Below are 24,689 nucleotides of genomic sequence, written 5' to 3' on the forward strand. Positions count from 1 at the left end.
GTGGAATGACAGTATGGGGATTGGCTTGTGTTCATTGGTATTGTAAGCCTGTTTCCTGAGATGTTCCGCGCGATCACCGATTACGGGGTGACTGGCCGGGCAGTAAAAAATGGCCTGCTGAGCGTGCAGTGTTGGAGTCCACGTGACTTCACCTACGACCGGCATCGTACCGTGGACGAGCGCCCTTATGGCGGCGGCCCGGGAATGTTGATGATGGTGCAACCCTTGCGGGAAGCCATTCATGCAGCAAAAGCAGCGGCAGGCGAGGGAGCAAAGGTGATTTATCTGTCACCTCAGGGGCGCAAGCTGGATCAAACCGGCGTGTGCGAACTGGCGGCCAACCCGAAGATGATTCTGGTGTGCGGTCGTTATGAAGGGGTAGACGAGCGCGTAATCCAAACCGAAATTGATGAAGAATGGTCAATCGGCGATTACGTTCTCAGCGGCGGGGAACTGCCGGCAATGACCCTGATCGATTCAGTTGCCCGCTTTATACCGGGTGTGCTGGGCCATCAGGCTTCAGCAGAAGAAGATTCTTTTGCCGATGGATTGCTGGACTGCCCGCACTATACCCGTCCTGAGGTGTTGGAAGGGATGGAGGTTCCGCCAGTTCTACTGTCGGGCAACCATGCCGAGATACGTCGCTGGCGCTTAAAGCAGTCGCTGGGCCGTACCTGGCTTAGAAGACCTGAACTTCTGGAAAGCCTAGCTCTGACTGACGAGCAAGCGGTGTTGCTGGCTGAGTTCCAACGGGAACATCAGACCAAGTAGCAGGACTATGAAGGGAACGTCTGAGCAATTGGCTCGACGGGACCGATATATCAGTTTACCTAGGGTAAGAGACATATTATGAGCAACATTATTAAGCAAATTGAACAAGAGCAGATGAAGCAAGACGTACCTGCATTCCGTCCGGGTGATTCCGTGGAAGTGAAGGTATGGGTCGTTGAAGGTAGCAAAAAACGTCTGCAGGCATTCGAGGGCGTGGTTATCGCTATCCGTAACCGCGGTCTGCACTCTGCATTCACTGTTCGTAAGATTTCCAACGGCGAAGGTGTTGAGCGTGTATTCCAGACTCACTCACCAGTAATTGACAGCATTGCTGTTAAACGTCGTGGTGCCGTTCGTAAAGCCAAACTGTACTATCTGCGTGAGCGTACTGGTAAGTCTGCTCGTATCAAAGAGCGTCTGAACCGCGTCGGCTAACGCTGCATCCAAAAGTTAATAACTATGAAGGGGTTGGCAATATGCCGACCCCTTTTTTTATGCTTAAAATCCAATGGTCGTATTTGCAAGATTTGATTCTTGTAAAAGTAAGTTACGACAGGCATAAAAAAGCCTGCGGTGGCAGGCTCTTTGCATTACAGCGCGGCGGCGCGCGGCTTGGCTTTTTCCGGGTGCGGCTGAGCCGGAATAATATCGCCAGGCTTTACAATCACCCGAGCGACGGACTCGTGCGTGGCGAAGGTGCAGCTACAGTTAATGTTCTGGCATTGGTGATAGCGCTCTTTGGTCGCTTCACTCAGGTAACGGCTGGAACGAGTATGGGCCACGCTACCGCAAAGTGGACAGTGCATCATAGTTGAATCCCTCTTTCGACTGCATCAAGTTATATGACTTATAATAGCCCAATAACTTGCAAAAGCAAGCTTGATTGTCGAAATCGAGATTAGTTTTCTTTGGTAGTGATCTCAACACCCTCGATGTAGACGTTAAGTTCCAGATTACTGAAGAAGCCACTGTTGCTTAAGGTATGGGTGATCTTATTAACCACCCACAGCTGCTGATCGATAGCCTCCTTAAAACCATAAACTCGGATGGGGGTCTCAGGGAACAGATCTGGCTGCCCGGTGGCCAGGCTGATACTGAAGGTTGCGATCCCTCTTTGTAATTGTTCAAACAGTGACTGAGCAGCCCGCATGGCGGTTTCTTTATCACGATAGATTTTTGCAATGTGGCAGACCTGCTTTTCTTTACCGACCATATAGCTACTGGTTTGCTGTGGAGCGGTAGCTGTTTTGTCAGCGAATTTGGCGGCAGGATGCCGGGATGTGCTGGCGTTTGCCTGCGGGATTTCCCGTTCTACTTGTACGCTGCTGTTGGCTTGCTCCGGATGTTCGGTATTCAGCCAACTGGCGCTGACACCGGTGTAACCGCCGCGATCTTTCAGTTCAAAACGGTGAGTGTCGCCGTCACTGCGGGTCAGTGTTTTAATAGGGTTTGGCTCGCCAAGCGGGCTACGACCAAACCCGGGTTTGATAAACTGCAGGCGCTGGTATTTGATAGTCACTCGTGCACTATTTGCCAAGGCCAACCGGGAAAGAAATTGAACATCGGTCTCATTGGTTTGGTCGATATGCGCAATCTTTATTGCGGCCAACTCATCGCTCAAATAGGGGGCGTTCAGCCCATTACGCGTTGAAATTTGTTGCACGATTTCGCCAAAGGTCTTGTCTGAATAAGACTCGCTGCGGGATTCGTTCAGCGAGCCGCGAAAATCAACGCTACGGGCTGTGATTGAGATGAGATCTGGAGCGCCAGAGTGGATGATAGTATCGACAATAAACTTGCCCTGGCCTACCAGCGCCGAGTTATTCCAGCCAAGAAACAACTCCAGAATGGCCCCCCGGCTGGGCAGGGACATCAGGCCATCGCTGTCGTCCAGGTTAATGTTCAATTGATCGGCACTCAGGCCGCCATTATCTACCATGTTTAACGAGATCAGCCGCTGACGGATATCGTTGGTAATATCCTTATCTGCCAGCGTCAGGATAAAGTCGGGGGCTGGCTTGGCCCCCATAGGCTGATAAACATCGGCGATCATAATGACATTCCCGTCGCTTTTTGCGCTTTCGCTAACAGGTCGCCAGCCTGGTGACGCAAATCACCGAACATGGCATGCAGCGATTCATCCACGCGTTTTAATGTGATGGTGAAGGAAATTTGGCGTGGTTGGCCGTTAGCGAAAAATTCTTTGCTGTCCTGAGTGATTTTCTCGATCACGAACATACCGTAAATGGTGCCACTGCCTTCAATAAGCGGCCAGGCACGCCCTTGTTCGGCCATGGTTTGCAGCGTCAGTAAAGATAGCCGCCCACCGGTTAGCTCAGGCAACAGTTGTCCGCTTAAGGTGATAGTTTCGCCATCCACGCCCAAAAATTGAGCACTTGGCCTTTGGCCGACGCGACTTCCTGTCGGCCAGCGATAGCTTAGCTGACGGTTCATGGTTTGGTAGGGCAGGGTGCGTAACATAAATACGAACAGTCCCAGTGTTAGCATCATTAGTCTGGCTCCTTATACCTGCGCATAAGCGCTGAGGTGCTGATTACGGCGAGTATTTTCGATGTCCATCATGGCTGAACGGACGACACGTTCCATTTCGTCACGGGTCGTTCCCTCCGGTACGTTGATGGCGATGTTATTGGTCAGTACGCTGTTATCCGAAAGGTTAGGGGGAGCGGTTGGGCGAACGGCACGATAGTTTTCGTTGCCCAAGCTCAGCACACCACCGCTGGGGGAAAGGCTACTGTCATATTTTTCCGAGGTTGGATCGCTTTTTTCATTGCTAAACCATCCAATGGCCGAATCAATGATGCCTCGCGCCTTGCCGATTAAGCCAATCAACTGGTTAAGCGCATCGCCGGGCAGCCTGAATGCCCAAACCAGCCATTCGCCCAGTATTTTTCCGTAAGCCGCTGCGGTGTTCAGTTCTTCCTGAGTGCTTTTTATCGGCGTTAATAATTGCATAAACCAGTTATAGACCGGTTTTAACTTGTCCATGACGCTGTTGAAGGCTGTAATCACTGGAGAAAATGCCTCACCAATAGGACCCATTGCCGTACTGAAACTTTCCGCGATTCCGCCGATAAAGGCGCTAATCGGTTCCCAATACTTATAGATTAAGGCGGCCCCTCCGACGATCGCGGCGACTACGGCGACAATGGGCAGGCTGAGGGCAGCAAAGACTCCGGCTATCATGCCGCCAACGGAAGTGAATACGGTGCCCAGTAGACCCGCACCGGCCATCAGCATATTAATGGCGCTCAGCGCCGGCACGATAAAGGTACCTATGGTTGACAGGCCGCCAATCAGTGCGGTTACGGCAATGGCTACCGTCATCAGGGTATTGGCCAACGCGGGGTTTTCTTTTGACCATTGGCCCAGAGTGTTCAGCCAGCCGGTTGCGGTTTGCGTCAACTGCCGTAGGGCTGAGTTTTGCCCATCGAACAGGTCGATACGGATGCTGTCCCAGGAGGCGAACAGTTTCTTGATATCGCCATCCAGGTTATCCCCCCGTACGGTGACCATCGCCTGAGCAGCGCCATCAACGCTCCCCAGGCTGTGCCCTTGTGGGGCCAACTGTGCGGCGGTTTGCTCCAGGCCCTGTCCACTCTGGAGGGCTGCCGGTGCGGCGGTCCGTATTTTTTTATCGAACTCATCAAGGCTCCACTGATAGCTGCTGCTGGCTTTGGCCATTATATCGGCGATATTTCCAGCCTGATCGGCCGGCAGCTGAAAGGCCTGCTGGATACCCGATAGCGCTTTTACTGCCTCCTCGATGCTGCTGCCGCTGGCCTTGGCCAGATTCAGTGCTGCGGGGGCCGCAGCCAAAACTTCCTTAGGGTTGTAGCCAGCGGCGGCCAAAGCGGATTGCGTTTCAGCGACCTCCTGCGGAGACTGTCCCTTGGACACCCTGCTGGTTGCCTGCTGGCGCAGGGCTGTTAACCGGCGGTCATCTTTGTTTAATCCTAACTGTGCCTGCACACCGGACATCTGCTGTTCAAACTTCATACCCGGTGCCAGCAAATCTTTACCGGTGTTGAAGGCAGTACCTGCCAGTCCCAACCCCTTTGAAGCAACATCGTGAATCTTTCCAATTCCGTTCTGTCGGGTTTGAAAATCACCAAGCACTTCTGTGCGTCTTTGCTGACTCAGTTTTTGGCGGGCGCGTTGTTGGCGGCTAAGAAGGTTTTGGGCGGTCTCTGAATTTTCTTGTGAGCGTTGCTGGGCGCCGGTTAAATTGGCGGTATCAATCCCTTTGCCCTGGAGCTGTTTTTCCAGATGGCCTTGCTGGAGCGATAAAATGGCTCCACGGGCCTTTTGCACGACGTGATTGAGATTCGCCTGCTGTGCCGTTTCAATATCTTTGGGGGAAGATAAAAACGCGGGCAAAGCCATACGGGTATTTTGAATCGCATCAAGCTCAATCAGTACGTCGGCCTGCGCCGCTTTTATCTTCAGTAATTGGGTTAGTTGAGCCTGGTTTTTTTGTTCTGTTTTTAGCCGCTTTTGCTGGTTGCGGATGCTGGTGTCCGCGTTTGCCAACGTTTTTTTGCTGCCGCTGCTACTCATCTGTTTTTACTCCACTACGTTGAAGGGCCTTATAGCGCCAGTCCATCAGCTCGGTCAGCGTCATGCCGTTCATCTCCGATGGCGGCCAGTGAAAAATCACTGCGATGTCCGCCATCAGGTCGTCCACGGTCAGAACGGGGTCGATGTTTACTCGGCCGATTTCGGTGACAAAAAACCGATCACCTGGCCGGCCAGCGCAATCAGGTCCGGCAGTTCCAGGCGCGCGCACTCTTCTTTGGTCAGGTTTGGATAGGTCACGCGCGGCAGGATGGTGATCAGGGCGTCGACGTCGGCGTTGGCCAGTGCCGCCAGGCCGATGCCGCGCAGGCTGCCGGCGTTCGGTTTGGTGACCTGCACTTCACGGATCTCGCTGTCGCCGCGTTTGATCGGGGTTTCCAGCATTACGGTGTTTTCTGGGGAGGTATTCAGTTCCATGGGATATCCAATGATTGTCAGGGGAAACAGGGCCAGCACTGCGGCTGGCCATTGAAGTGATAAATTACAGACCGATAGCGCGGCGGTGGGCCGCCAGCAGATCCACACCGTCAACTTTTTCGATCATGTTGACGGTATCGATCTCGATCAGCTCTTTGCCATCGATGCTCAGCTTGAAGTAGGTACAGTCGGTAGAAACCTTGGTCTCGGTGTCTTCACCTTGCTTGAAGTCGCCGCTGTCGATTTCTTTGTGGCGACCGCGCATGACCACTTCGAGCGCCGATACTTCGCCGGTGTCATCGCGCTGGAAAGAGCCAGTGAAGCGCAGTGGTACCGCATCGACGCGGCCCCATTGTTTCAGCACCAGCTCATCGATGCCGCCCATGGTCCATTCGACCACCAGCGCATCGTCGTCCAGACCGAAGTCGACCGACGCCGCACCGCTCATACCGCCACCGCGGAATTTCTCCAGCTTGCGAGTCAGTTTTGGCAGGGTCATAGCCGAGACCACGCCCATATAATTGAAGCCGTCATTAAACAGGTTCAGGTATTTCAGTTTTTTTGGCAGTGCCATGATTCAGGTCTCCTTAGCTGTTCACGGACGCGGCGAAATTCGCCAGGTAACGGTCGGTGATGCGCTGGCGCAGGGTTAAATCTTCCAGCGGCGGTACTGGGGTGTAGTCGTAATCGATAAACAGCTTGCCGGCCTTCAGGGTCTCTTTATCGTTGGCGCTCTCGTCATACCAGCAGTCGCCATCAATGATCAGCCCGGCAGATTTCAGCTCGCGGAACTTGGCTTTGATGCCGTCGATCATGTCGCGGATCAGCGTTGGCGTAACCGGGCGGTCAACTGCCCACAGATGAGCTTCAGCCATGGTGTCAGCCAATACCTGCGCGGTGCGGGTATAGTTTTCGAACTGGAATAATGGATCGTCGGAACAGGTGCGTGAGCCCCAGAACTTGAAGCCATCTTTGCGGATCAGGGTGGTGACGCAGGCTTCGTTCAGCAGGTCAGCATCGGTACCGACGGTTTGCAGATCCCAAAATACGCTGGCTGAAATACCGCTGACGCCGTTGACGCCGACGTTGGACAGGGTTTTATGCCAGCCAGTTTCCTGGTCAATCTTGGCGCGCAGACCGAGTGCACGAGCTGTGGCATATGCGATGTCGCTGCTGTTGGTGGTGGTGTTCCAGTTAACAAAGTCCGGCCAGATCAGCATCAGTTCGCGTTGGCTGAAGCCTGCGCGGTACTTGATGGCGTCGGAGACGGTCTTGCAACCGTAAGCGCTGATATAACCAAAGGCACGCAGTTGTTGGCAGATACCGGCCAGTGCGGTTGCCACCTCCAGATTGTCGTGGCCCGGGACACCCAGGATACGTGGCTTCACGCCCAGTTCGGCCTGTGCCGCCAGCAAGGCTTTCATGCCGGTGTATTTACCGTTTTCATCGGCACCGCCAATGATATTGGAGGTGGTTTCAGCCTCGTCTTTGCCTTCTGCCACACGTACCACGACGGTGACCGGTTTGGCCTGCTCAGCGATCGCCAGCAGCGAGCGTGCCAGGGTGCCATTTTTGCCGGCCTTGCCGCTGGCGGCCAGGACGTCAGTGATCAACACCGGAGTGTTGAGAGGGAACAGGCTTGCATCGGCATCTTCTGCAGTACAAACCATGCCAATAATTGCCGTCGAGACGGTGGAAATTACGCGGGTGCCTTCATTGATTTCGAGGACACGCACGCCGTGGTGATAATCACCCATAGCATTACTCCGTTTGTGGTTGGTAACAACAGAATGCCCTTCGCGATGGGGCCGCGCATCTCATTGGGTATGTATGAGAACTGGTACAACAGCAGGAAAATCAAGATAAAAAAAACGCCCCGGGCGGGGCGCTGATAATGCGATTATTGCGGTGGCTGCGGCCAGTCGATATCTGGGGCTGCGCCAGGATCAACCCTGCTGAGCAAAACGCGATAGGTTTTCCAGGCGGTTAATCGCTTTTGCTCCTCTTCACTCGCCATTTCTAGCTCGACGGCGTCGTTGAGCGTTGCAATTTGCAGTGAAGCCTGTTTACTCAGATCCTGTTTTTTATTTGTAGCTTGCTGCTGTAATTCCGCAACTGAATACGTGCGAGGCTTAACCTGTGTCCCGTCAAAAAACCAGCGGCCATCAATATCAGCATGTTCCGGAAGTTGCTCTATTTCGGCAACGCTCATGTTTTCCGGGAAAAAACCAGATGCATCAAAATGCCCATCAGCATTCGGTTTGTTGGAGATTGAGCGAATGATACCATTCAGATCATACATTATCTTGATTGTGTCATTGCGAAATGTCTTTTGGCATTCATACCAATCATCGCCGTTGTCAGACTTTAAAAATAAAACACCATGCGAGGCAGCCAGTAACTTTTGCTCTGAACTTTCAGGCTCAGTCAGAGTGAATTTTTTTATATTCTTCATTTTAAACGCTCCAGACGGTAACCCAGTTACCATTAATATTCTTTTGCAGCGGGCGACGGTAAATTACATCTATGTACTCATCTCTATTATTATTCGCTGCCCCAGTCAGCACGTAACCTGCGCTATCAAGATACCCTGCGCCATTCCAAGATGCTGCGTTTTCTACATTACCAAGGCGAATATCTCGTACAAAGTTTTGATTAAGGTAGTTAGATAAATAGCCACCCCAGATACTCCCGTTTATATCACCATTGGTTTGATAAGCTGCACCCGAAGCAAAGATTGTACCATTTGCGCGAAACTCACCATTGTTGCGGAAAGTGAACCAACCATCAGCACCACCGTTAGCTACGTGAATGCCGAATTCGTGATAGCTACCGATTTTTTCTGAATGGTAAAGATCGGAGCACAGATCCCCCTGGCCTTGCAGGCGCAAGCCATTGGTTTGCCTGGTTCCGTCAGTGAGGGTCATATTCCCATACTTGGTAATAAATTCACGGCTGTAGAAATTAGGAGAACCATCAATGTTAATTTTACCGCCGAACCAAATGTCGCCGGTTGCGCTCAATTTGCCATTGACATAATACTCAGAACCATGGAAAGACAGTACGCCTTTATTATCATTAACTAATCTGGTATCAAAATCACCGGTGTTATTATCATAATGGAAATCTATATATGGAGTTGGTCCGTAAAGTTCAACACTGGCCTTGGCAGTAAGTCCACCTGAGATAGTGGTTGATCCATTTACCGTCAGACCACCGGTAATGGTGTCGCCGCTCTGTTTGACAAATTTGCCGTCGGCCTCGGCCTTGTTGTAGGCCCCAACATCCGCCGCCGTAGGTTTAAAACCCGTGGTATAAACCCGGGACCATGTCAGCGGTTTCTCCGGAGTGCTGGAATTGCCGATGTAGGCCGTTCCATTATTCTGCACCGCCAGATACCCGCTGGAAGGCCCCCCATCGCAAGGGAGATTCAGTACGCCATAGACACCACCTCCTGGCGAATTTTTTGAGGTGCTGTTGACCCGATAAATTTCACCAAGGTTGCTGTAGGTGTCGGCATGATGTCTTGAGCCTGCGCCGAGGCCGAACGCACCGACCTCCATCAAATTTGTAGCTTCAGTTCCTACATTTCTCGTTGCAGCATTACCCAGTGCGAGATTGCCACGTGCGACGGCCTTGTTGGTCAGATCCGAAAGGTTGTTGCTTTTTTTGACGCTTGCATCATTAACCGCCTTCACCGCTTTTGGCGTCGCCGCCAGGGTTTCGCTGCTGCTGTTGATGTCGCTGCTCAGTTGGGTGAAGCCTTTGGCCAGCAGGGTGGCATCTGGGTGGTTACGTGAGCGCGCATGCTCGGCGATAGCGGCATCCAGCGTATCGCGGGAAACCAGTACGGCGGTTTTGTCCGCCACAATCACCGCGCTGGCATCGCCTTTGACCAGCAGGACCATACGTACCACTTGGGTGCGGCCGGCCCCTTCGGCCAGTAGCGGTTTGTAGGTGTCTGGCGTATTGGCCACGGCCACCAGTACACCGTTTTTATCATACAACCCCAGTTCGCGGATCCACCAGCCGCCGGTATCTTCCGGGATCACCTGCTCGGCGATCACCTGATTGCTGCTGTTAGCGTCAACCTGTAGGGAGTTCAGCGCGGCGCGTCGCTTTTCGTTCACCAACCTGGTCTGGCTTTCGCTGGGCAGGGTGGCTGCACCGCCGCCGTCGCCGACGGCCATCTGGGTGATCTCCAGCTTCTGGCCGGTTGCCGCGGCGTTAGCCAGCAGCGCTTTGCCCTGATCGGTGAGCAGGGCGCGGTATTTTGCTGTCATGTCGTTGCTCTCTTTTGTTTGTCGGCCGGATAGTTGAGGCCGCTCTTGTACATCACATACAGGCTCAATCCGCGCAGGATTTCACCCGACCAAAAACCGAAGAACATCCCGTTGTCCGTGCCGGTACGCGGTGCCGGCGACCAGGCGCCATCCATCACATCCCCACCGGTGAGATAATTCTTCTGTAACTCTGTAACGCATTGTTCGATAAAGTGTTCTGTACCCACGACCTCACTGCCGGCCATTTTTGCCAGCACGGCGCCGGCCAGCCACAGACCACACATATGGCCGGTGAAGTCATGTTTGTCAGGTTGCGGGATACCCGTCATCGGGAAATCGGTCGGCGTAATACCGCCGGAATCCTGGGTAAAACCGATCAGCCAGTGCAGCCAGTTTTCGACATAGCTGACCAATTTGGCAGGTGGTGTTTTACCCGCCAGTTTCAGCTCATGCCAGGCGCGTGCAGCGCCAAAGAAAGCTCGCGGTTGATAACCGGACCAGGCCGTCCCATCGCCCCAGTGGTACATGGTCCAACTGTCTGCTTTGCCATAGCTCAGGTTGTCCCAACGATTCCAGATATAGGCGGAAGCACCGGGTCCCAATACGCCAAACTGCTGCTGGTACCACTGCTGCGACTGCCATAAGAACTCGGTCATGTTGTTGAGCATCAGGCCGTCGGCATCGGCGTCGGCATGCACGAAAATGAAGGGGTATTGGTAGCCTGGATAAGGCATGCCGTGCCAGCCGTCGAATTGCTGGCTGTCCGCCTGATAGATATTGGAGAAAGGGATCACTCCAGGGGTACAGAACAGGCTGTCCTGGCGGTGGCCCAGCAGGGTGCAATCACCCAATAGTGCGGTATAAGGGTTTTCTGCCTGCAGTGTGACGCGGTATTTGATGGTGTAGCCGTCGTCGGCGCTGAAGGTTGGCGGTATATCATTCAGCACGTAGTAACTGAAGTTGGCGTTAGCCACATTCCCATCCTGCAGGATAGTGACCTGATCAACCGTGCTGAAATTAGGACGGGCAGGTTTCTCATCGCCATCCTGATGGTCTGGCTGATAGCCGCTCAGCACCGCGGCCGCCGGGTCAAAGGTTGCCGACTTCCATTTACCCTCGGTGGCGGGCAGCATCCAGTACCAGCGCCATTTATCGTCGTCCTCAAGCCGCAGATTGAAGTCGGCATCAGCACGATAAACCAGTTGGTTTACCGGAAAACGTTCCTCTGTGGTCAGCCAGGCGCCGATCACCATGCCAGCGTCATCGTTGGGGTAGCTGGCGTTGATCACCGTTGCGCTGCGTTGATCGTAAACCTGTTCCTCAAACCGACTGCCAATCACGCAACCGCCGTAATCGGTCACCGCCCGCAGATCGGCCAGTAGATAATCGCTGCCATCCTCGCGAGTCAGTGCTGCCAGGCTGGTCAGTGCGATATCGTAAGTTTTTACCTGCGCCTGGGTAGACTGCGGCAGACCGATACCCCAGTCGGTGGCTTGTTCAGCATCCTTTTCAGGTGCTATGGCCAATTGTAGCCTGCAGGAAATAGGCTGGTTTTGATCATCAACACCACCGAAAGTGGTGCGAACTTTGGACTGGTTGCTCACGCGGAACCACACCGATTGCTGTTCCAACGATTGTTGTGACGCAACGTCTTTGCGCAGTGTAATCATGCCTTCGGCATTGCGCGCATAGCTGACGGATGCATCGGCAGGATATGACCAGTCATAGGAGATGCCGTCGGTGAACGGCGTATTGGCATGCAGGCTCTGACGGAAAAATTTATCCTGCGCATCAATATCGGTGTATTCCATAGCGGTGAATTCAACGCTTTTCCAGGCTTTGAAATAACGCTGCTCACCGGTGATTTTATACAGCAGGTAGCAGGCATCGGCGAACCACAGCTCGGCGTCAGCCGCATTGCCCATGGCATTGGGCGGGACCGGCACGTGCAGTGGGCGGTTATGCTGGATCTGATTACGTTCAATCATGACTCCGCCGTGCTCGACGGGCTGACGATTGGCGAAGTTCAGTTTATGACTACCGCTGAGTGTGGTGTCTTTCAGTTGAACGGTACCAAACTGTGCGAGGGGCAGCCCTTTGGCCAGAATGTCACCGTCGGCGTTAATCTGATAACCCTGCCAGTTAATGATCCACTCGACGTCGTAGCGCTTGCCGTCACTGTTCCAGTCCACGTTGCCGGTGGGGTCAACCGCACGCACCTGCGCATTGATGGCGTCCCAGGCCAGGGTACCGTCAAAGGCGAAGGTAGCGATATCCAGATACTCTCCCCAGTAAGGTGCACCCTGTGGAACCTGCGTCTTGCCTTTGGTGAAGGCCATCGGTACGCCTTTGAAACCGCTATGTGTAGGATCTTTGTTATCCACTGGCCAGTTGGCCGGTACCGGCTCCTTGGCGTTGACGATCCAGTTGGCGACCCACCGCTGAGGGGTTTCCGGAATAGGGGTAGCGTCGTAAAAATGAGTTACGTAAGCGTCAAAGCAGGCAATGGCCTGATCCAGATACTTCTGTTGTTGGGTCGCCAGATAGGCATGGGCATAACCGAGGATTTGTAACGCCTGTCCCTCGGTGGTGGCGTCATTGGGTAATCCCGCCATGCGGGAAAGCTCTCGTTCATGGCGCGAGTCGGCCAGTATATGTTCTTCATTGAGAACAAAATGCTGTTCGGTCGAATCCAGAGTGGTACCGGTATTACGTTGTAAAAATTGATAGTGGCCCTCCAGCATCTGGCGAGCAAACTCAACGTAATCCGGGTATACGGTGGTGATCTCGGCGTCGTAATGGCCACCGGCCACCTCGATGCTGCCAGATGCCTCCAGGTTCAGCGCCAGGCCGGTCAAGTGGCGGCTGACCGGCTTGGCGTCGGCGATCATTCGTTCCATTTCCAGGTACATTTCTTCGGTGATGCCATTTTCCAGCACGCCGATATCCAGGGAAAAGGTGCCGGGTTCCGCGTTGGTTTCCCACCATTCACGCAGTTTGATCAGATAGCCCAACGGCTCTACCACGCGGCGGATGGCGCCAATAGTGCCTTTATGGCGATGCACGAAGAAGGCAGAGGAGACGACGCTGCGTTTGCTTTCTTCCGTCCAGCCCTCATCCCAATGATCGACTGAAAACGCCCAGGCCAGATACGGCAGCAGGTTGACCGGGCAGGTCGCGGGGTTCCACAACTCGCGCAGCGGTACCGGCATTGCAGCCAGCTCGGCGCAGGCGGCCGCTGCCGCAACCTCCAGAGGCGAAGAGCCGACTGGCAACAGACGGTTACTCATCGGAGCCTCCTACGGTCAGAAGATAACTGGCGCAGTACGAGGCCTGGGTTTTATCCAGCACGATATCGGCCTGTGGGCTTTTCAGTTCCACCCGCTGTACCCCTTCGGCATGCAGAGCGGCATAAATTGCCGACAAACGGATATCACGGCCCAGGCGGTGTTGTGCGCTGATGTAGCTTTTCAGCTTGGCTTCGGCAGCACGGCGGATTGGCTCGGCTTCCGGACCTGGGTAAAGATAAAGCAGCGCATCGATACTGTAATTGACGATAGTAGCGGAACGAACGATGACCCGATCCGCCACCGGGCGTACGTCTTCATCGTTCAATGCTTTATCGACAATCGCCACCAGTTCGGCGCTGGCGGTGCCATCACCTTCACGAGATAGCACGGAGATCAGTACGTTAGCCGGGCTGGGACTGGTGGCAGAAACGTCGGCCACCCGACCATCGGCGGAGCGGCCGTGGTATTCGTAGGAGCCGCTGGAGCCGGCAACGCTCAGTCCTTCGAATGCCTGCTGGATGCGTACGCGGAAATCGCTGTCGGACTCCATAATTGCCGCTACCGGTGGAATGACCGTCGTGTCAGGTTGCTGAACCACCAGGCGTTCAACCTGGAAGTTACCGCCAAGCTGATCGAGATCGCTGCCACCGGCATAGCCGAGCATCACCGCCTGGGCGGCCTCGTTAATGCGCTGACGCAGGACCAGTTCGCGGTAAGCATTTTCCTGCAGTAGCTTGACGATCGGTTCCGATTCCAGCGTCAGCGTGCGTGCAATCGCTTCACGCTGCTCCTCCGGGTAAAGGGAAATCAGCGTGGCCTTGCGATCGGCCAGCAGCGACTCGTAGTCGAGGGGATCGACTACCGTGGGGGCGGGTAATAAGCTCAGGTCAATGGTTGCCATGGTGTCAGCTCACTGAAACAGAAAGAGAAAAGGTATCCGGCGTATCGGTACGGTTGCCGGTAATGTCGACCACCATTTTTCCGTCGATGGTGGTGTTAAAGGTGATGCCGCTTAGTTGAATGCGTGGCTCCCACTGCAGCAGCGCGCTGTAGCAGGCGGCCATGATTTGCAGCCTCAGTACGTCGTTTTGCGGCTGATCCAGCAGCTCGGACAGCAGCGAACCGTAATTGCGGCGCATGATGCGTGAGCCGATCGGGGTGATTAAAATGTCACTTACCGATTGACGGATATGGTCAAGGTCGGTGATCGCGCGGCCGGAGCCGCGGTTCATGCCGAAATATTTCGCGTTATTCATGCTGGTTTATCCGTTTGGCCTCCGCCGTTTTGCACGCCGCCGTGGGTGTGGGTATGCACCACCACGCCGTTAGAACTGATGCTGCCGCCGGAGTGGTTGAGATCGCCGGTCATCGAGCCGCCTTGTCGGATGGCAATGGTGCCGGTGGTTAATAACTGGGTGCATTCCACTTCAGGGGCATCCAGCGTGATCTTGCTCGTTGCACGACAGGTGATGGCCGGTGCGGTGACGTTTACCCGCTCTGTGGCTTCAATGGTGGCACTTTTGATGCCCATGACTTTCAGCGCACCTTCTGCCGGTTCGTACTCGATCACTGCGCCGTCAGGGAAGGTGATGTGTGCCGCCTGGGCCGAGGTTGACGGCGCCGGATGGGCATCGGAAAAAATACCGGGTAGCACGAAGGCGGTGTCGAGCTCTCCCCCCAGCGACAGCACCAGCACCTGTTCGCCTACGCTGGGCGCCCACCAGCAACGAGCATCACCGGCGCGGCCGGTCAGCCAATTAAGCCAGTCGGTGAGGTTGCCACCGGTGGCTACGCGGCAGCGTCCGCGATCGAGGTCGACCTCGCTGATGGTGCCAATGCGTATCAGGTTGCGCACTAGGCGCTGAATATCGAAGTTGTCTGTGTTCATCTCTTAAGAATGCCGCCGTGTTAGGGGGGCGACAACGCGGCGGCGTTTAGCTGGCGCCAGCACAACCGAAGCCGTCCCGCAGGTCAGTTTATGGTTGCTGAAATTGGCTTATCAGCTCGCCGTGCAGGTAAACCTGGGTGAAACGAATGACGTTTTCCGGCAACGGTGGCTCGGTCAAGGGTGTGATATGCAACGCGCCGTCGCGCTGTTCCACCTGAATGCGTTCGGTCAGTTGCAACTGCAGATCAAGCTGGCCGGCGGCACTGATATCGCGTTTGAAGGTAAAGCCATTTTTTCGTTTTTCCGCGTTGGCGAGAATGTCGGGCTGGTGACTGCGCAGCCAGGCCAAGACGGTGACCATTACCAGATCTTCTTCATTGACCTGATCGCTCAGCGTCAGGTTGAGTTGGTATTGATATTCGAAAGACAGTGAAGGGCCTAATGTAGAGACCACGCGCCCGTTATCCAGGCTGATGTGTAGCTTATCGGGATGCGTCTGTAGGTCTGGTAGCGCGTTGGCCAGTGCAGTACGCAACTGCTCGGGTTTTAACATGATGTTTCTCCTGGCAGGCAGTGCCTGCTGAGTGGTTGAATTGAACAAGCAGGGATATCAGCGCTGGACACCCTGCAGGCACAGTGCCTGTTCGGCATTGCGGCGGCGTTCAAGCCCTTGGTTTTTAACGCCGTTGACATAGACCCAGCGGGGGAGCTGATCGCAAGCTTCCTGCCATTGTTGGCGCTTGATAAAGGTGGCCAATGTGGAATTGCAGGCCGCGCTAACTCCTACGTTGAAAGCAAAGGCGCTGACTGCGTCATAAACCGGCTGCGGCATCTCTACCGCCATACAGCGGGCGATACCGCGTTCGACGGTGCGGACATCGTCGATCAGATTGGCGGCCGCCTGACGTTCGTTGATGACGGTGGCGGATTTCACCCCAGCGGTATGGCCGATGCCGTTGGTCCAGACGCCGGCACTGCACTGATAAGGTGAAAGCCGGCAGCCTTCGAAATCGGCAATCAGACGCAATCCCTGCTCAGAGGTGTGCAGGGTATTGAACTGTGGCAGCAGGGCTGCGAGGGCCAAAATAGCCGCCACGCTGCAGCGTTTAGCGAGTGAGCTCATCGTAGACTCCGCGTTTCAGACCGTTTTTTTTTAACGATTTCAACAGCTGGTAGCTTTTACGCCGGTAGTACCAATTCACCGCAAAAGTACCAACACCGACCGCAGCACCGACCAAAAGGGCAATGTCCTGTGTAGAGTGCTGCCCCATCCAGGCCAGGCAGGCCGCCGTGAGATAGGCAAGCGTTGAGGTGAGTTTCTCCATCGTTTAGTCCCACAGTTTGACGGTTTCTCGTTGAGCGGCCGCCGGCAGATCCGGCAGTTCGATCGGATGACCGTGGGGAAGAATTGGGCCTGCATCGGCCAGGCCGCGATTGGCGAGATAAACCTGCTCCACCAGACGCTGAGTGCTGCCGTAATAGCGCCAGCAAATTGCGTCGATGGTGTCGCCTTGTTGTGCATAAATTTTCATCATTAGGCTCCTGCTTGGGGGAAAGTGAGATGGGCGCGGGGGCCCTGGATATATCCCAGTTTCCCGTGCGAGGCAGGCGTCGGCAACGCGATGGGGTTGTGGATGCGCTGGCACAACGGAAGGGAGAAAATGCTGCTGGCAGAAACGAAAACACCCGCCGGTAGCGGGTGTTGGAAAAGGGGGTTTGCTTAAGCAAACGCTGATTTAGCGAGAGTCCTGTCGATCCGCCGGGTAAAATATTTCTTGATAATCATTGTCTGGCAGCACCTGGCTGGCCAGATCTGAAATCAGCGACATGGCGATCAGAAATTCGGCGGCATTGCACTGTGCGGCCTGCGAAACATCGGCGATGAACTGGATGCGGGACAGTGTTAGCTGTTGTTTATCCATAATTTCCACTGTTCTTGCCCTCTCTTAAGTATACTGTTTATTTATACAGTATTAAGCAAAACGCTAAAGGCGTCAATGGTTGGATTTATCATTTGTGCAGTAAAAATAGGGCCAGTCATTGATTAGCGGAAATTGTACAAGTTGTTCACCGAAGTGGATTTTGCCTCCCCTCACCAGCACTTCCAACTGCCAGCGTTCAGGATCGATGCCGATCTGCCGAAGATCGCGGGCAATCGTCAGGCAGCGCTGTTGTTGTGCCGGCGTCAGACGTGCGGAAGGCGCGGGTTTTGGGCGGTTAATCGACAGTGATCCACAGTTATTGGCAGAACTCCAAGGTGTTGCAGGCTCAGAGTTTTTAGCCACGATGCGCCACTGCAACGTACGGGTCCGGTATACCCGATCAGGGCCCAGGTGGGAGGCATAAATACCGACCACCTTTTGCACTCGTTCGTCATAGCTGTTCAATGTGGGTGCATCATCACGGGCTACACGCACCCACTGTTGGCTGCGCGGTACGTTGGCACCGCCCTGAGCGTTGATATAACCGGCAAAATCGCCAGCATCGGCCGCGGCGCGTACGGCTTCGGTTCGCTCATCGAACTGCTGCGACAAGCTATGTCCACGAATACGACGACATTCACGGTAGGCGCCTATGCTGGGTAGGCCAAAAGGGTGAAACTGCGGAATGCGCCAGGTACTGGCCCAGGCGCTGACCGCATTGGCGGTTTCGCTTAGTGGGGTGCCCGTCTCGTGATCCCGTTCTCCTTCCAGCGCATAGCCATCGAGGTTCTTGGCAACGTATTTGGCCATGTAAGCGGTCGCGCCTCCCCGATTCAGGTGCTTACAGTGGAGGCGATTCTCCTGCGCTCCGGGTTCCCCGGCATCTTGCTGCAGCGCATAGCGGCGCAGAATATTGATCACTTGCTGACGGTGGGGTTGGGGGGTAAACAGCATCAGGTGCCAATGCGGTGTGCCGTCGTGGTGCGGTTCGACCACTCGAACGCCATAGACCTGCAACTGGTGATCTTTGAATGCGGTGCGCATTTTGCTCCATTGTTTCACCAGGTAGCCTTGGCCGTCTTTTGGGGTGAAATCTTCACGATCCCAGCGGTGATTAAAGCGTGCCTTGCCGTGGCCGCCGAAGGTACGAGTGGGATGAAAACGTGCGGGAGTCGTCAGGGTGATAAACAGACCGATGTGGCTGTTGTTTGCTGCGTAGGCTTCAATCCCTGTCAGAGTATTCATTAGTTCCATACGGCGAATGGCTGGATTGGCAATGCTGCCCAGCACTTTCTCCATCAGATCGATACGCTCCCCGGTAAGGGTATTCTCCAAATCGCAACGGCGCAGATAATCCAGGTTTGACTGTCGTCGAGCCTTCACGTCCCGAATGGCCTGTCGACTGGCATAGGGTGAAGTGTTGCGACTGACATTGCCGATGGCAATCAGTAGCGCCTCACGCCACTGCATGCGTTGCATTTTCAGGCGTCGAAACCACCAGCGATCGCTGGTCAGTCTCGACAGTGCCGCTACCGCGCGGTGGCTGTCCAGCAGTCCCTTGCGGTAGCACTGCCAATGCATTGGCTGGATATTGAAAGCGCGTGCCATGCCGGCAATTTGGCCATACAGCCGTGATTGGAATTCGTTGCGTAGCAGTGCTGAAGTCTCTCCCGCATGTTTCACCAGTAGGGTGTCACACTCGCTTTGATAAAGCGCCAGTAACTGGCCGGCAATACGTTTTGCCAACTGTTCCAGCGCCTTGTCACCCAGCGTTGGCAGAGCATGATAGCTGTCTGCCTCATTGCCAAAGCGCATTGAGGCCTGCCGATTGAGGCCAAATTTGTCGTTCACTTGTTGAATACGCGGCCATATACGACGTTCGAAAACCAACACCAGATAGTGCCAGGCCGCTTTCGGGCCCTGCTGACTCAATAGATGTTGGTGGCGCTCGGTAAACTGTACACGCAAATAATAGGGCAGGGTATTGACGCGCTGCAGCGCGGCCTGCCACTGGCGCAGCCGATCGCGGTTTAGCGTGGGTTCGCGGCCAATGGCTGGCCGCGGGATATTCCAGGGGTAGGCGCCTTCAAACAGGGGCAAGGATTGGCGGCCTACATGATCGGGAGGAGCTGACATCGCTTAACGCCGGATGAAATGACGTTGCTGAGCCTCTGCGATCTCCTGGCAGGCCACGCAGCGTATTACGCCGGGAATAGCACGGCGCCGTACCTCCGGGATTGCCGCGTCACACTCGACGCAAAACAGCTCAGAGGCCTGGGTGACGACGGGTCTGGCGTGCGCGATTTGTTTCTCGAGCATCAGTGCCTGGCGCTCCTGCGCCATATCAATGGTATCAGCCATGGTGTGTTTTCCTGTTAGGGGGAATTTGGGCCGAACGGCATCCGGCGGGTTGCACGCCAGAAGTTGCAGAACGGCTATTTTTTATGATTCAGCAAGCAATCTTCTTCGCTGATATAGCGCGGCAGTGACTTGCCCAACTCAATGAATGCATTGAGCGCAGCGACAATTTGTTGTCGCTGGGGATAGCTCATTTCGTGGAACCGCAGCATCACGTGACGTTCGGTCAGGCCTGCATGAAAACAGAGCGTGTGACGTAGGTGCAGCGGAGCGGTGTTGTAGATCTCTTCGGCCTGATTTTTATTTTGGGCGAACAGCGTGCGGCGGATTTCACCAATGCGCCGTAGGCCGATAGCCCGTTGCTCTTCACTCGCCAGTAGCATGACAACCTCCCTGGATACGAATTGATGAGTAGGCTTGCAAAAGCGAGGTGGGTTCCTGGTCGGGTCACGGCCACTTTATAGGAGGCACGCCTGCTTTCTGTCAGGCGATTGTCGGTGTAACTCGCTATTGGATTACCATGGCGTTTGCATTTTCATCAATCATGTCGCATCATCTTAACTAAAGTGACATATGAGTCGCTTGTGCAACGTTGTGATGGTACTTTAGATCGCAAAATGCGACTTGTAAATGCAAATTTTGATTTTAATCGGTGATGATATGCGTGAAGAGACTGTGAACGATAACGCCTCCGTAGGCGCAGTGATTGAAAGGATCCTTTCATCTTATGGTGTTAGCACGCAAAAAGAACTGAGTGAAATCTTGGGGATAGCCCCTAATAACATCAGCAGCTGGCAACAGCGCGGCAGTGTGCCTGGCTATGTGATTATCAGCTGCGCACTGGCGACGGGCGCTGATTTGGCTTGGTTGATGAGCGGTGAGCTTGCAAAAGCAAAAAATGAACGCAAGTCCATTCAACCCGCACAGGGCAAAGCGCTTTACGATCGGGTTCTGGCCTCCGGCGGTAAAGGCGTGCTACGCCGTATCCTAGATGCTTATGGTTTCAGTCTGCAGAAGGAACTCGGTGATTTGCTGGGCATTTCGTCAGGCACCATGAGTACCTGGGTTCGTCGTAACTATTTCCCTGGCGATATTGTGGTGACCTGTGCTCTGGATACCGGCGTCTCTCTGTTGTGGCTGGCAACCGGGCAGGGGGAGATGGGGAGTGGCAACACCACGGAGGCTGCTCCTGCGGGAGGACGTGCGTTGCCGAAGCACCGGCTCGTCGCCGGACAGTTGAAAGATGCGGGAGAATGGCTGGCGGACAGTTCACTGATCCCTGCTGGGGTCGCGAAGCCAGCTTACATTGATGGCGGCCGGCTATCCTGGCTGGTGGATTTAGCCGTGACTCACATTGCCAATGGCCGTTGGCTGATCGATATCGACGGCAATATCGATGTTTATGATATTGCGCGTTTACCGGGCAATCAGGTACAGGTCAGCGGGGGGAATGCAGACTTCCAGTGTTCTACCGATGCGCTGAAAGCCTTGGGCATGGTCTGGTTGACACTGACACCTCAGGCATAAAAAAAGCCCATCGATGATGGGCTTAGCGGCGTCATAAGTATTGGGACGGAAGGATTACAGGCCGTACACCAAACTGATTGAAGTGGTGGTGTCGGTGTTCTTCGGCGCTGACGCCGGCGGCTTGCTGTTGTAAGTCACGGTGTAAGCCAGACGCAGGGCGAACCTGTCGTTTATCGCAACGCTCAGCGCGGTTTCGGAGTTCAGCGTGGTTTCTTCGTTCGCCAGTGCGGAAACGCCTTCGGAGAACTTGGTATTATCGGTCAACTGGTACGAATAGTTGGCTGCACCGTAAGCCAGTGCTTTGGTTGAGCGGCCACCGCCATGATACTCATCGTGACGCACACCTGGACCAAATTCGACCCGCAGATCGCTGAGTGGCCCGTTGAGAATTTGGCGACCATAACCGCCGGTCAGCGTGGAGCGAGAGTCATAACCGTTGAAGCGGTCGCTCAGCCAGCTTGCCTGACCGAACAGGTAGTTGCGATCGGACAGGTTATAACGGGTACGGCCACCGGCCTGATACTTTTCAGATGAGCGCACGTTGGAGGACGTGGTGTTGTTGGCGGCTCCCCACAGGCTGTAGGCGGCATCGCTGTTGAACCAGGTCATGCTGGTGTTGGCCAGCAGGGTCGAGCTTTGTGAGTTGCCAGACTGCGAGTTGTAACCTGCCTGGACGTTGCCTTCAAACGGCTTTTTAGCGGTGGCCGGATCGTCCATCGCGGTGAAAAGTGTATTGTCGGCAAGGGCTGAAACACTGGTGAAAGTCGTTAAGCAGCTAATGAACAGCGGAATAGCGCGGCGAGCGCGTAAAGAGAGCATTTTGGATCCAGTTGTTAAGAGTGATTATAAGTGATGTCAGTCACATTATATCGGTTCGTCATGGCGACCAAAATAGCTACGATTAGCTTAAGTTTTTAATTTCTCATCATCACTTATTCACTTTTCTTCTACTTAATTAACCCCTTCCTGCGGCATATCATGCTGAGTGTCCTTAGTGTTTGGCTGGGCTTTGGCTGCGGTTGTCGTTTGGTAGCAACAGTCGACAAAGATGCATGCCAGATAATCCGGGTTCAACGGAGAGGCTTGCCCTAGTCTGGTGCACGGTTAAACAAAACAAGTGTACAGTTATGTTTACATTTTCTGGTGGCGGAGTGAATCAATCAAGATCAAAAAAGTTAAACGATATGTTTAATTCTTGATTGATTTTTGTAGTTATAAATCATGTTGTTGAGTTGTTTTGTGCGTCTCCGTTCAAACTATTTTTTTGGGTCTCTAACGGATGGTAATCTTTTATTTACAGATATCGGATTGAAAACTTTACATCGCATGGTATGGTAAGGACCTGAAACGCTCAAGGTTGTATTAACGCTTACGCATAACGGCAAACGACAGGAACAGCATCATGCAAAAAGACGCGCTCAATAACGTTCATATCAGTGCAGAACAAATTCTGATCACTCCGGAAGAGCTGAAGAACCAGTTCCCGCTCAGCGGCAGCGATGAAAATGAAATCGCTACCGCGCGCAAAACCATCGCCGATATTTTACAGGGGCGCGATCATCGCCTGCTGGTGGTGTGCGGACCTTGTTCTATTCATGATCCGGATGCCGCGCTGGATTACGCCCGTCATTTGAAAACCCTGTCGGCTGAATTGAGCGATCAGCTGTATATCGTTATGCGTGTCTATTTTGAAAAACCACGAACCACGGTCGGCTGGAAAGGCCTGATTAACGATCCGTACATGGATGGTTCGTTTGATGTTGAAGCCGGTTTACACATCGCGCGTCGCCTGCTGCTGGATCTGGTGGGCATGGGCCTGCCGTTGGCCACCGAAGCCCTGGATCCGAACAGTCCGCAATACCTGGGCGATCTGTTCAGCTGGTCAGCGATTGGCGCGCGCACCACGGAATCACAAACTCACCGTGAGATGGCTTCAGGGTTGTCGATGCCGGTGGGCTTCAAAAATGGTACCGACGGCAGCCTGGGTACGGCAATCAATGCCATGCGCGCTGCGGCGATGCCACACCGTTTTGTCGGCATCAACCAGGCAGGGCAAGTATGCCTGCTGCAAACGCAGGGTAACCCGGATGGGCACGTGATCCTGCGCGGCGGTAAAACGCCGAACTACAGCGCCGAAGACGTTGCGGCTTGCGAAAAACAGATGCAGGAGGCGGGACTCCACCCGTCCTTGATGATAGATTGCAGCCATGGCAACTCGAACAAAGATTATCGCCGTCAGCCGGCGGTTGCCGAGTCCGTGGTAGAGCAGATTAAAGCGGGTAACCGTTCGATCACCGGCATCATGCTGGAAAGCCACCTGCACGAAGGCAGTCAGTCTTCTGAACAACCTCGTGCAGATATGCGCTACGGGGTTTCTGTTACTGACGCCTGCATTAACTGGGAAAGTACAGAGACGCTGCTGCGCCATATGCACCAGGAACTCGGCACTGCGCTGACGGCACGTACTGGAGAGTAGTAAGTTATGGTGGCTGAACTGACCGCGTTGCGCGATCAAATTGACGAAGTGGATAAGGCTCTGCTGGGGCTGCTGGCAAAACGCTTGCAACTGGTGGCGGAAGTGGGTGAGGTTAAAAGCCACCATGGTTTGCCGGTGTATGTTCCTGAGCGTGAGGCGGCGATGTTAGCCTCACGGCGTCAAGAAGCCGAGAAGCTTGGTGTGCCACCTGACCTGATCGAGGATGTACTACGTCGGGTGATGCGTGAGTCTTATGTCAGTGAGAACGACAAAGGTTTTAAAACCCTGCACCCACAGCTGCGTCCGATTGTCATTATCGGCGGTAACGGTCAAATGGGACGGTTGTTTAACCGCCTGCTGACGCTGTCCGGCTACCAGGTCAAGGTATTGGATCAGCAAGATTGGCCGCAGGCCGACACCTTGCTGGCCGACGCCGGCATGGTGATTGTCAGCGTGCCGATTCACGTGACAGAACAGGTCATTGAGCGGTTACCGCCACTGCCGGCGGACTGTATCCTGGTCGATCTTGCTTCAGTAAAAAATCGCCCACTGAATGCCATGCTGGCAGCACATCCAGGGCCTGTGGTAGGGCTGCATCCGATGTTTGGTCCGGACGTAGGCAGCGTGGCCAAGCAGGTAGTGGTCTACTGTGATGGCCGCCAACCGGAAGCTTACCAATGGTTGCTGGAGCAATTGCAGGTATGGGGCGCTCGTTTGCACTGTATCAGCGCGGTTGAACATGACCAGAACATGGCGTTCATTCAGGCATTACGCCATTTTGCGACCTTTGCCTACGGTCTGCATCTGGCGGAAGAAAACGTACAGCTGGAACAGTTGCTGGCACTCTCCTCGCCAATCTACCGGCTGGAGCTGGCAATGGTCGGGCGGCTGTTTGCTCAGGATCCGCAGCTGTACGCCGATATCATCATGTCGTCGGAAGAGAACATTGCATTAATCAAACGCTACTACCAGCGGTTTGGCGAGGCAATAAAGCTGCTGGAGCAGGGCGATAAACAAGCGTTTATTCAGAGCTTCCAGAAGGTCGAGCATTGGTTTGGCGACTATGCGCAGCGCTTCCTGGTGGAAAGCCGTTCGCTACTGCGCCAGGCAAACGACAGTCGGCAATAAAGTATCCGGGTTCGGCAATGCCGAACCCTT

General features: G+C 54.3%; 27 protein-coding genes and 1 pseudogene. 5 read left to right on the forward strand and 23 right to left on the reverse strand.

Features of this window, described 5'->3' with window-relative positions:
- Window positions 1-27: 27 nt before the first annotated feature.
- Window positions 28-771 carry a tRNA (guanosine(37)-N1)-methyltransferase TrmD gene (gene trmD, locus BEI65_RS07625; protein ID WP_085120317.1) on the forward strand — a complete coding sequence of 248 codons (744 nt, stop codon included), beginning with the start codon at window positions 28-30 and terminating at the stop codon, window positions 769-771.
- A gap of 78 nt (window positions 772-849) precedes the next feature.
- Entirely contained in the window at window positions 850-1,206 is a 357-nt protein-coding gene (gene rplS / locus BEI65_RS07630; RefSeq protein WP_012005300.1) for a 50S ribosomal protein L19, read from the forward strand.
- 155 nt (window positions 1,207-1,361) lie between these two features.
- Here the strand turns inward: rplS and BEI65_RS07635 are convergent, their stop codons facing one another.
- The 22 genes and pseudogenes from BEI65_RS07635 to BEI65_RS07740 all read right to left on the reverse strand — a co-directional run bounded on the left by BEI65_RS07635 (window position 1,362) and on the right by BEI65_RS07740 (window position 19,911).
- Window positions 1,362-1,580 carry an ogr/Delta-like zinc finger family protein gene (locus BEI65_RS07635; protein ID WP_017891661.1) on the reverse strand — a complete coding sequence of 73 codons (219 nt, stop codon included), beginning with the start codon at window positions 1,578-1,580 and terminating at the stop codon, window positions 1,362-1,364.
- A gap of 89 nt (window positions 1,581-1,669) precedes the next feature.
- Complete coding sequence (locus BEI65_RS07640) at window positions 1,670-2,824, reverse strand: contractile injection system protein, VgrG/Pvc8 family (RefSeq protein ID WP_099062807.1); 1,155 nt, start codon at window positions 2,822-2,824, stop codon at window positions 1,670-1,672.
- Window positions 2,821-3,282, reverse strand: a complete 462-nt coding sequence (locus BEI65_RS07645; RefSeq protein ID WP_099062808.1) for a phage tail protein — start codon at window positions 3,280-3,282, stop codon at window positions 2,821-2,823. The genes BEI65_RS07640 and BEI65_RS07645 overlap by 4 nt, the downstream gene beginning before the upstream one ends.
- A 12-nt stretch (window positions 3,283-3,294) precedes the next feature.
- Window positions 3,295-5,352 carry a phage tail tape measure protein gene (locus tag BEI65_RS07650; protein ID WP_099062809.1) on the reverse strand — a complete coding sequence of 686 codons (2,058 nt, stop codon included), beginning with the start codon at window positions 5,350-5,352 and terminating at the stop codon, window positions 3,295-3,297.
- Window positions 5,345-5,479 (reverse strand): GpE family phage tail protein, encoded by a 135-nt coding sequence (locus BEI65_RS07655; RefSeq protein ID WP_099062810.1) that lies wholly within the window; start codon window positions 5,477-5,479, stop codon window positions 5,345-5,347. The genes BEI65_RS07650 and BEI65_RS07655 overlap by 8 nt, the downstream gene beginning before the upstream one ends.
- A gap of 20 nt (window positions 5,480-5,499) precedes the next feature.
- A complete protein-coding gene (locus tag BEI65_RS07660; RefSeq protein WP_099062811.1) occupies window positions 5,500-5,787 on the reverse strand; it encodes a phage tail assembly protein in 288 nt (95 codons plus the stop codon).
- Between the two features lie 64 nt (window positions 5,788-5,851).
- Window positions 5,852-6,361, reverse strand: a complete 510-nt coding sequence (locus BEI65_RS07665) for a phage major tail tube protein (protein ID WP_006323695.1) — start codon at window positions 6,359-6,361, stop codon at window positions 5,852-5,854.
- A 13-nt stretch (window positions 6,362-6,374) separates the two neighbouring features.
- Window positions 6,375-7,544: a phage tail sheath protein gene (locus BEI65_RS07670; RefSeq protein ID WP_012005308.1), complete on the reverse strand. Its 1,170-nt coding sequence runs from the start codon at window positions 7,542-7,544 to the stop codon at window positions 6,375-6,377.
- Window positions 7,545-7,687: 143 nt separating this feature from the next.
- Window positions 7,688-8,242, reverse strand: coding sequence for a tail fiber assembly protein (locus BEI65_RS07675; protein WP_099062812.1), 555 nt, complete (start codon window positions 8,240-8,242; stop codon window positions 7,688-7,690).
- Between the two features lies 1 nt (window position 8,243).
- Window positions 8,244-10,070 carry a phage tail protein gene (locus BEI65_RS07680; RefSeq protein ID WP_099062813.1) on the reverse strand — a complete coding sequence of 609 codons (1,827 nt, stop codon included), beginning with the start codon at window positions 10,068-10,070 and terminating at the stop codon, window positions 8,244-8,246.
- A 2,768-nt stretch (window positions 10,071-12,838) separates the two neighbouring features.
- Window positions 12,839-13,360 (reverse strand): annotated as a pseudogene (locus BEI65_RS27395) (phage tail protein I); the annotation flags it as partial.
- A complete protein-coding gene (locus BEI65_RS07690) occupies window positions 13,353-14,261 on the reverse strand; it encodes a baseplate assembly protein (protein WP_099062815.1) in 909 nt (302 codons plus the stop codon). The pseudogene BEI65_RS27395 and the gene BEI65_RS07690, both read right to left, overlap by 8 nt.
- 4 nt (window positions 14,262-14,265) lie before the next feature.
- On the reverse strand, window positions 14,266-14,616 hold the full coding sequence (locus BEI65_RS07695; protein ID WP_085120328.1) for a GPW/gp25 family protein: 351 nt from the start codon (window positions 14,614-14,616) through the stop codon (window positions 14,266-14,268).
- Window positions 14,613-15,248, reverse strand: a complete 636-nt coding sequence (locus tag BEI65_RS07700) for a phage baseplate assembly protein V (RefSeq protein WP_099062816.1) — start codon at window positions 15,246-15,248, stop codon at window positions 14,613-14,615. Before BEI65_RS07700 ends, BEI65_RS07695 begins: the two co-directional genes overlap by 4 nt.
- Window positions 15,249-15,336: 88 nt before the next feature.
- Window positions 15,337-15,801, reverse strand: coding sequence for a phage tail protein (locus tag BEI65_RS07705; protein WP_099062817.1), 465 nt, complete (start codon window positions 15,799-15,801; stop codon window positions 15,337-15,339).
- A 57-nt stretch (window positions 15,802-15,858) separates the two neighbouring features.
- A complete protein-coding gene (locus tag BEI65_RS07710) occupies window positions 15,859-16,371 on the reverse strand; it encodes a lysozyme (RefSeq protein ID WP_099062818.1) in 513 nt (170 codons plus the stop codon).
- Complete coding sequence (locus tag BEI65_RS07715; RefSeq protein WP_099062819.1) at window positions 16,355-16,573, reverse strand: HP1 family phage holin; 219 nt, start codon at window positions 16,571-16,573, stop codon at window positions 16,355-16,357. Before BEI65_RS07715 ends, BEI65_RS07710 begins: the two co-directional genes overlap by 17 nt.
- Window positions 16,574-16,576: 3 nt before the next feature.
- Complete coding sequence (locus BEI65_RS07720) at window positions 16,577-16,780, reverse strand: tail protein X (protein ID WP_099062820.1); 204 nt, start codon at window positions 16,778-16,780, stop codon at window positions 16,577-16,579.
- Window positions 16,781-16,984: 204 nt separating this feature from the next.
- The gene (locus tag BEI65_RS07725; protein WP_099062821.1) at window positions 16,985-17,179 is read right to left on the reverse strand and encodes a hypothetical protein; all 195 of its coding nucleotides are present in this window, start codon (window positions 17,177-17,179) and stop codon (window positions 16,985-16,987) included.
- Window positions 17,180-17,242: 63 nt separating this feature from the next.
- Entirely contained in the window at window positions 17,243-19,306 is a 2,064-nt protein-coding gene (locus BEI65_RS07730) for a replication endonuclease (RefSeq protein WP_099062822.1), read from the reverse strand.
- A gap of 3 nt (window positions 19,307-19,309) precedes the next feature.
- Window positions 19,310-19,531 (reverse strand): TraR/DksA C4-type zinc finger protein, encoded by a 222-nt coding sequence (locus BEI65_RS07735; protein WP_085120335.1) that lies wholly within the window; start codon window positions 19,529-19,531, stop codon window positions 19,310-19,312.
- A 74-nt stretch (window positions 19,532-19,605) separates the two neighbouring features.
- Window positions 19,606-19,911: a hypothetical protein gene (locus BEI65_RS07740; RefSeq protein ID WP_099062823.1), complete on the reverse strand. Its 306-nt coding sequence runs from the start codon at window positions 19,909-19,911 to the stop codon at window positions 19,606-19,608.
- Window positions 19,912-20,158: 247 nt separating this feature from the next.
- On the opposite strand from BEI65_RS07740, the gene BEI65_RS07745 reads away from it, so the two are divergent.
- Window positions 20,159-21,055, forward strand: coding sequence for a helix-turn-helix domain-containing protein (locus tag BEI65_RS07745; protein WP_099062824.1), 897 nt, complete (start codon window positions 20,159-20,161; stop codon window positions 21,053-21,055).
- 54 nt (window positions 21,056-21,109) lie between these two features.
- On the opposite strand, the gene BEI65_RS07750 is transcribed toward BEI65_RS07745, so the two are convergent.
- A complete protein-coding gene (locus tag BEI65_RS07750; RefSeq protein ID WP_146751348.1) occupies window positions 21,110-21,874 on the reverse strand; it encodes a YdiY family protein in 765 nt (254 codons plus the stop codon).
- A gap of 583 nt (window positions 21,875-22,457) precedes the next feature.
- Here BEI65_RS07750 and BEI65_RS07755 point away from each other — a divergent pair.
- Window positions 22,458-23,531, forward strand: a complete 1,074-nt coding sequence (locus tag BEI65_RS07755; protein WP_099062825.1) for a 3-deoxy-7-phosphoheptulonate synthase — start codon at window positions 22,458-22,460, stop codon at window positions 23,529-23,531.
- A 6-nt stretch (window positions 23,532-23,537) separates the two neighbouring features.
- Window positions 23,538-24,659 carry a bifunctional chorismate mutase/prephenate dehydrogenase gene (gene tyrA, locus BEI65_RS07760; protein WP_099062826.1) on the forward strand — a complete coding sequence of 374 codons (1,122 nt, stop codon included), beginning with the start codon at window positions 23,538-23,540 and terminating at the stop codon, window positions 24,657-24,659.
- Window positions 24,660-24,689 lie beyond the last annotated feature (30 nt).

It is taken from the genome of Serratia sp. BW106 (assembly GCF_002607755.1).
In the GTDB taxonomy this organism is placed as follows: domain Bacteria; phylum Pseudomonadota; class Gammaproteobacteria; order Enterobacterales; family Enterobacteriaceae; genus Serratia; species Serratia proteamaculans.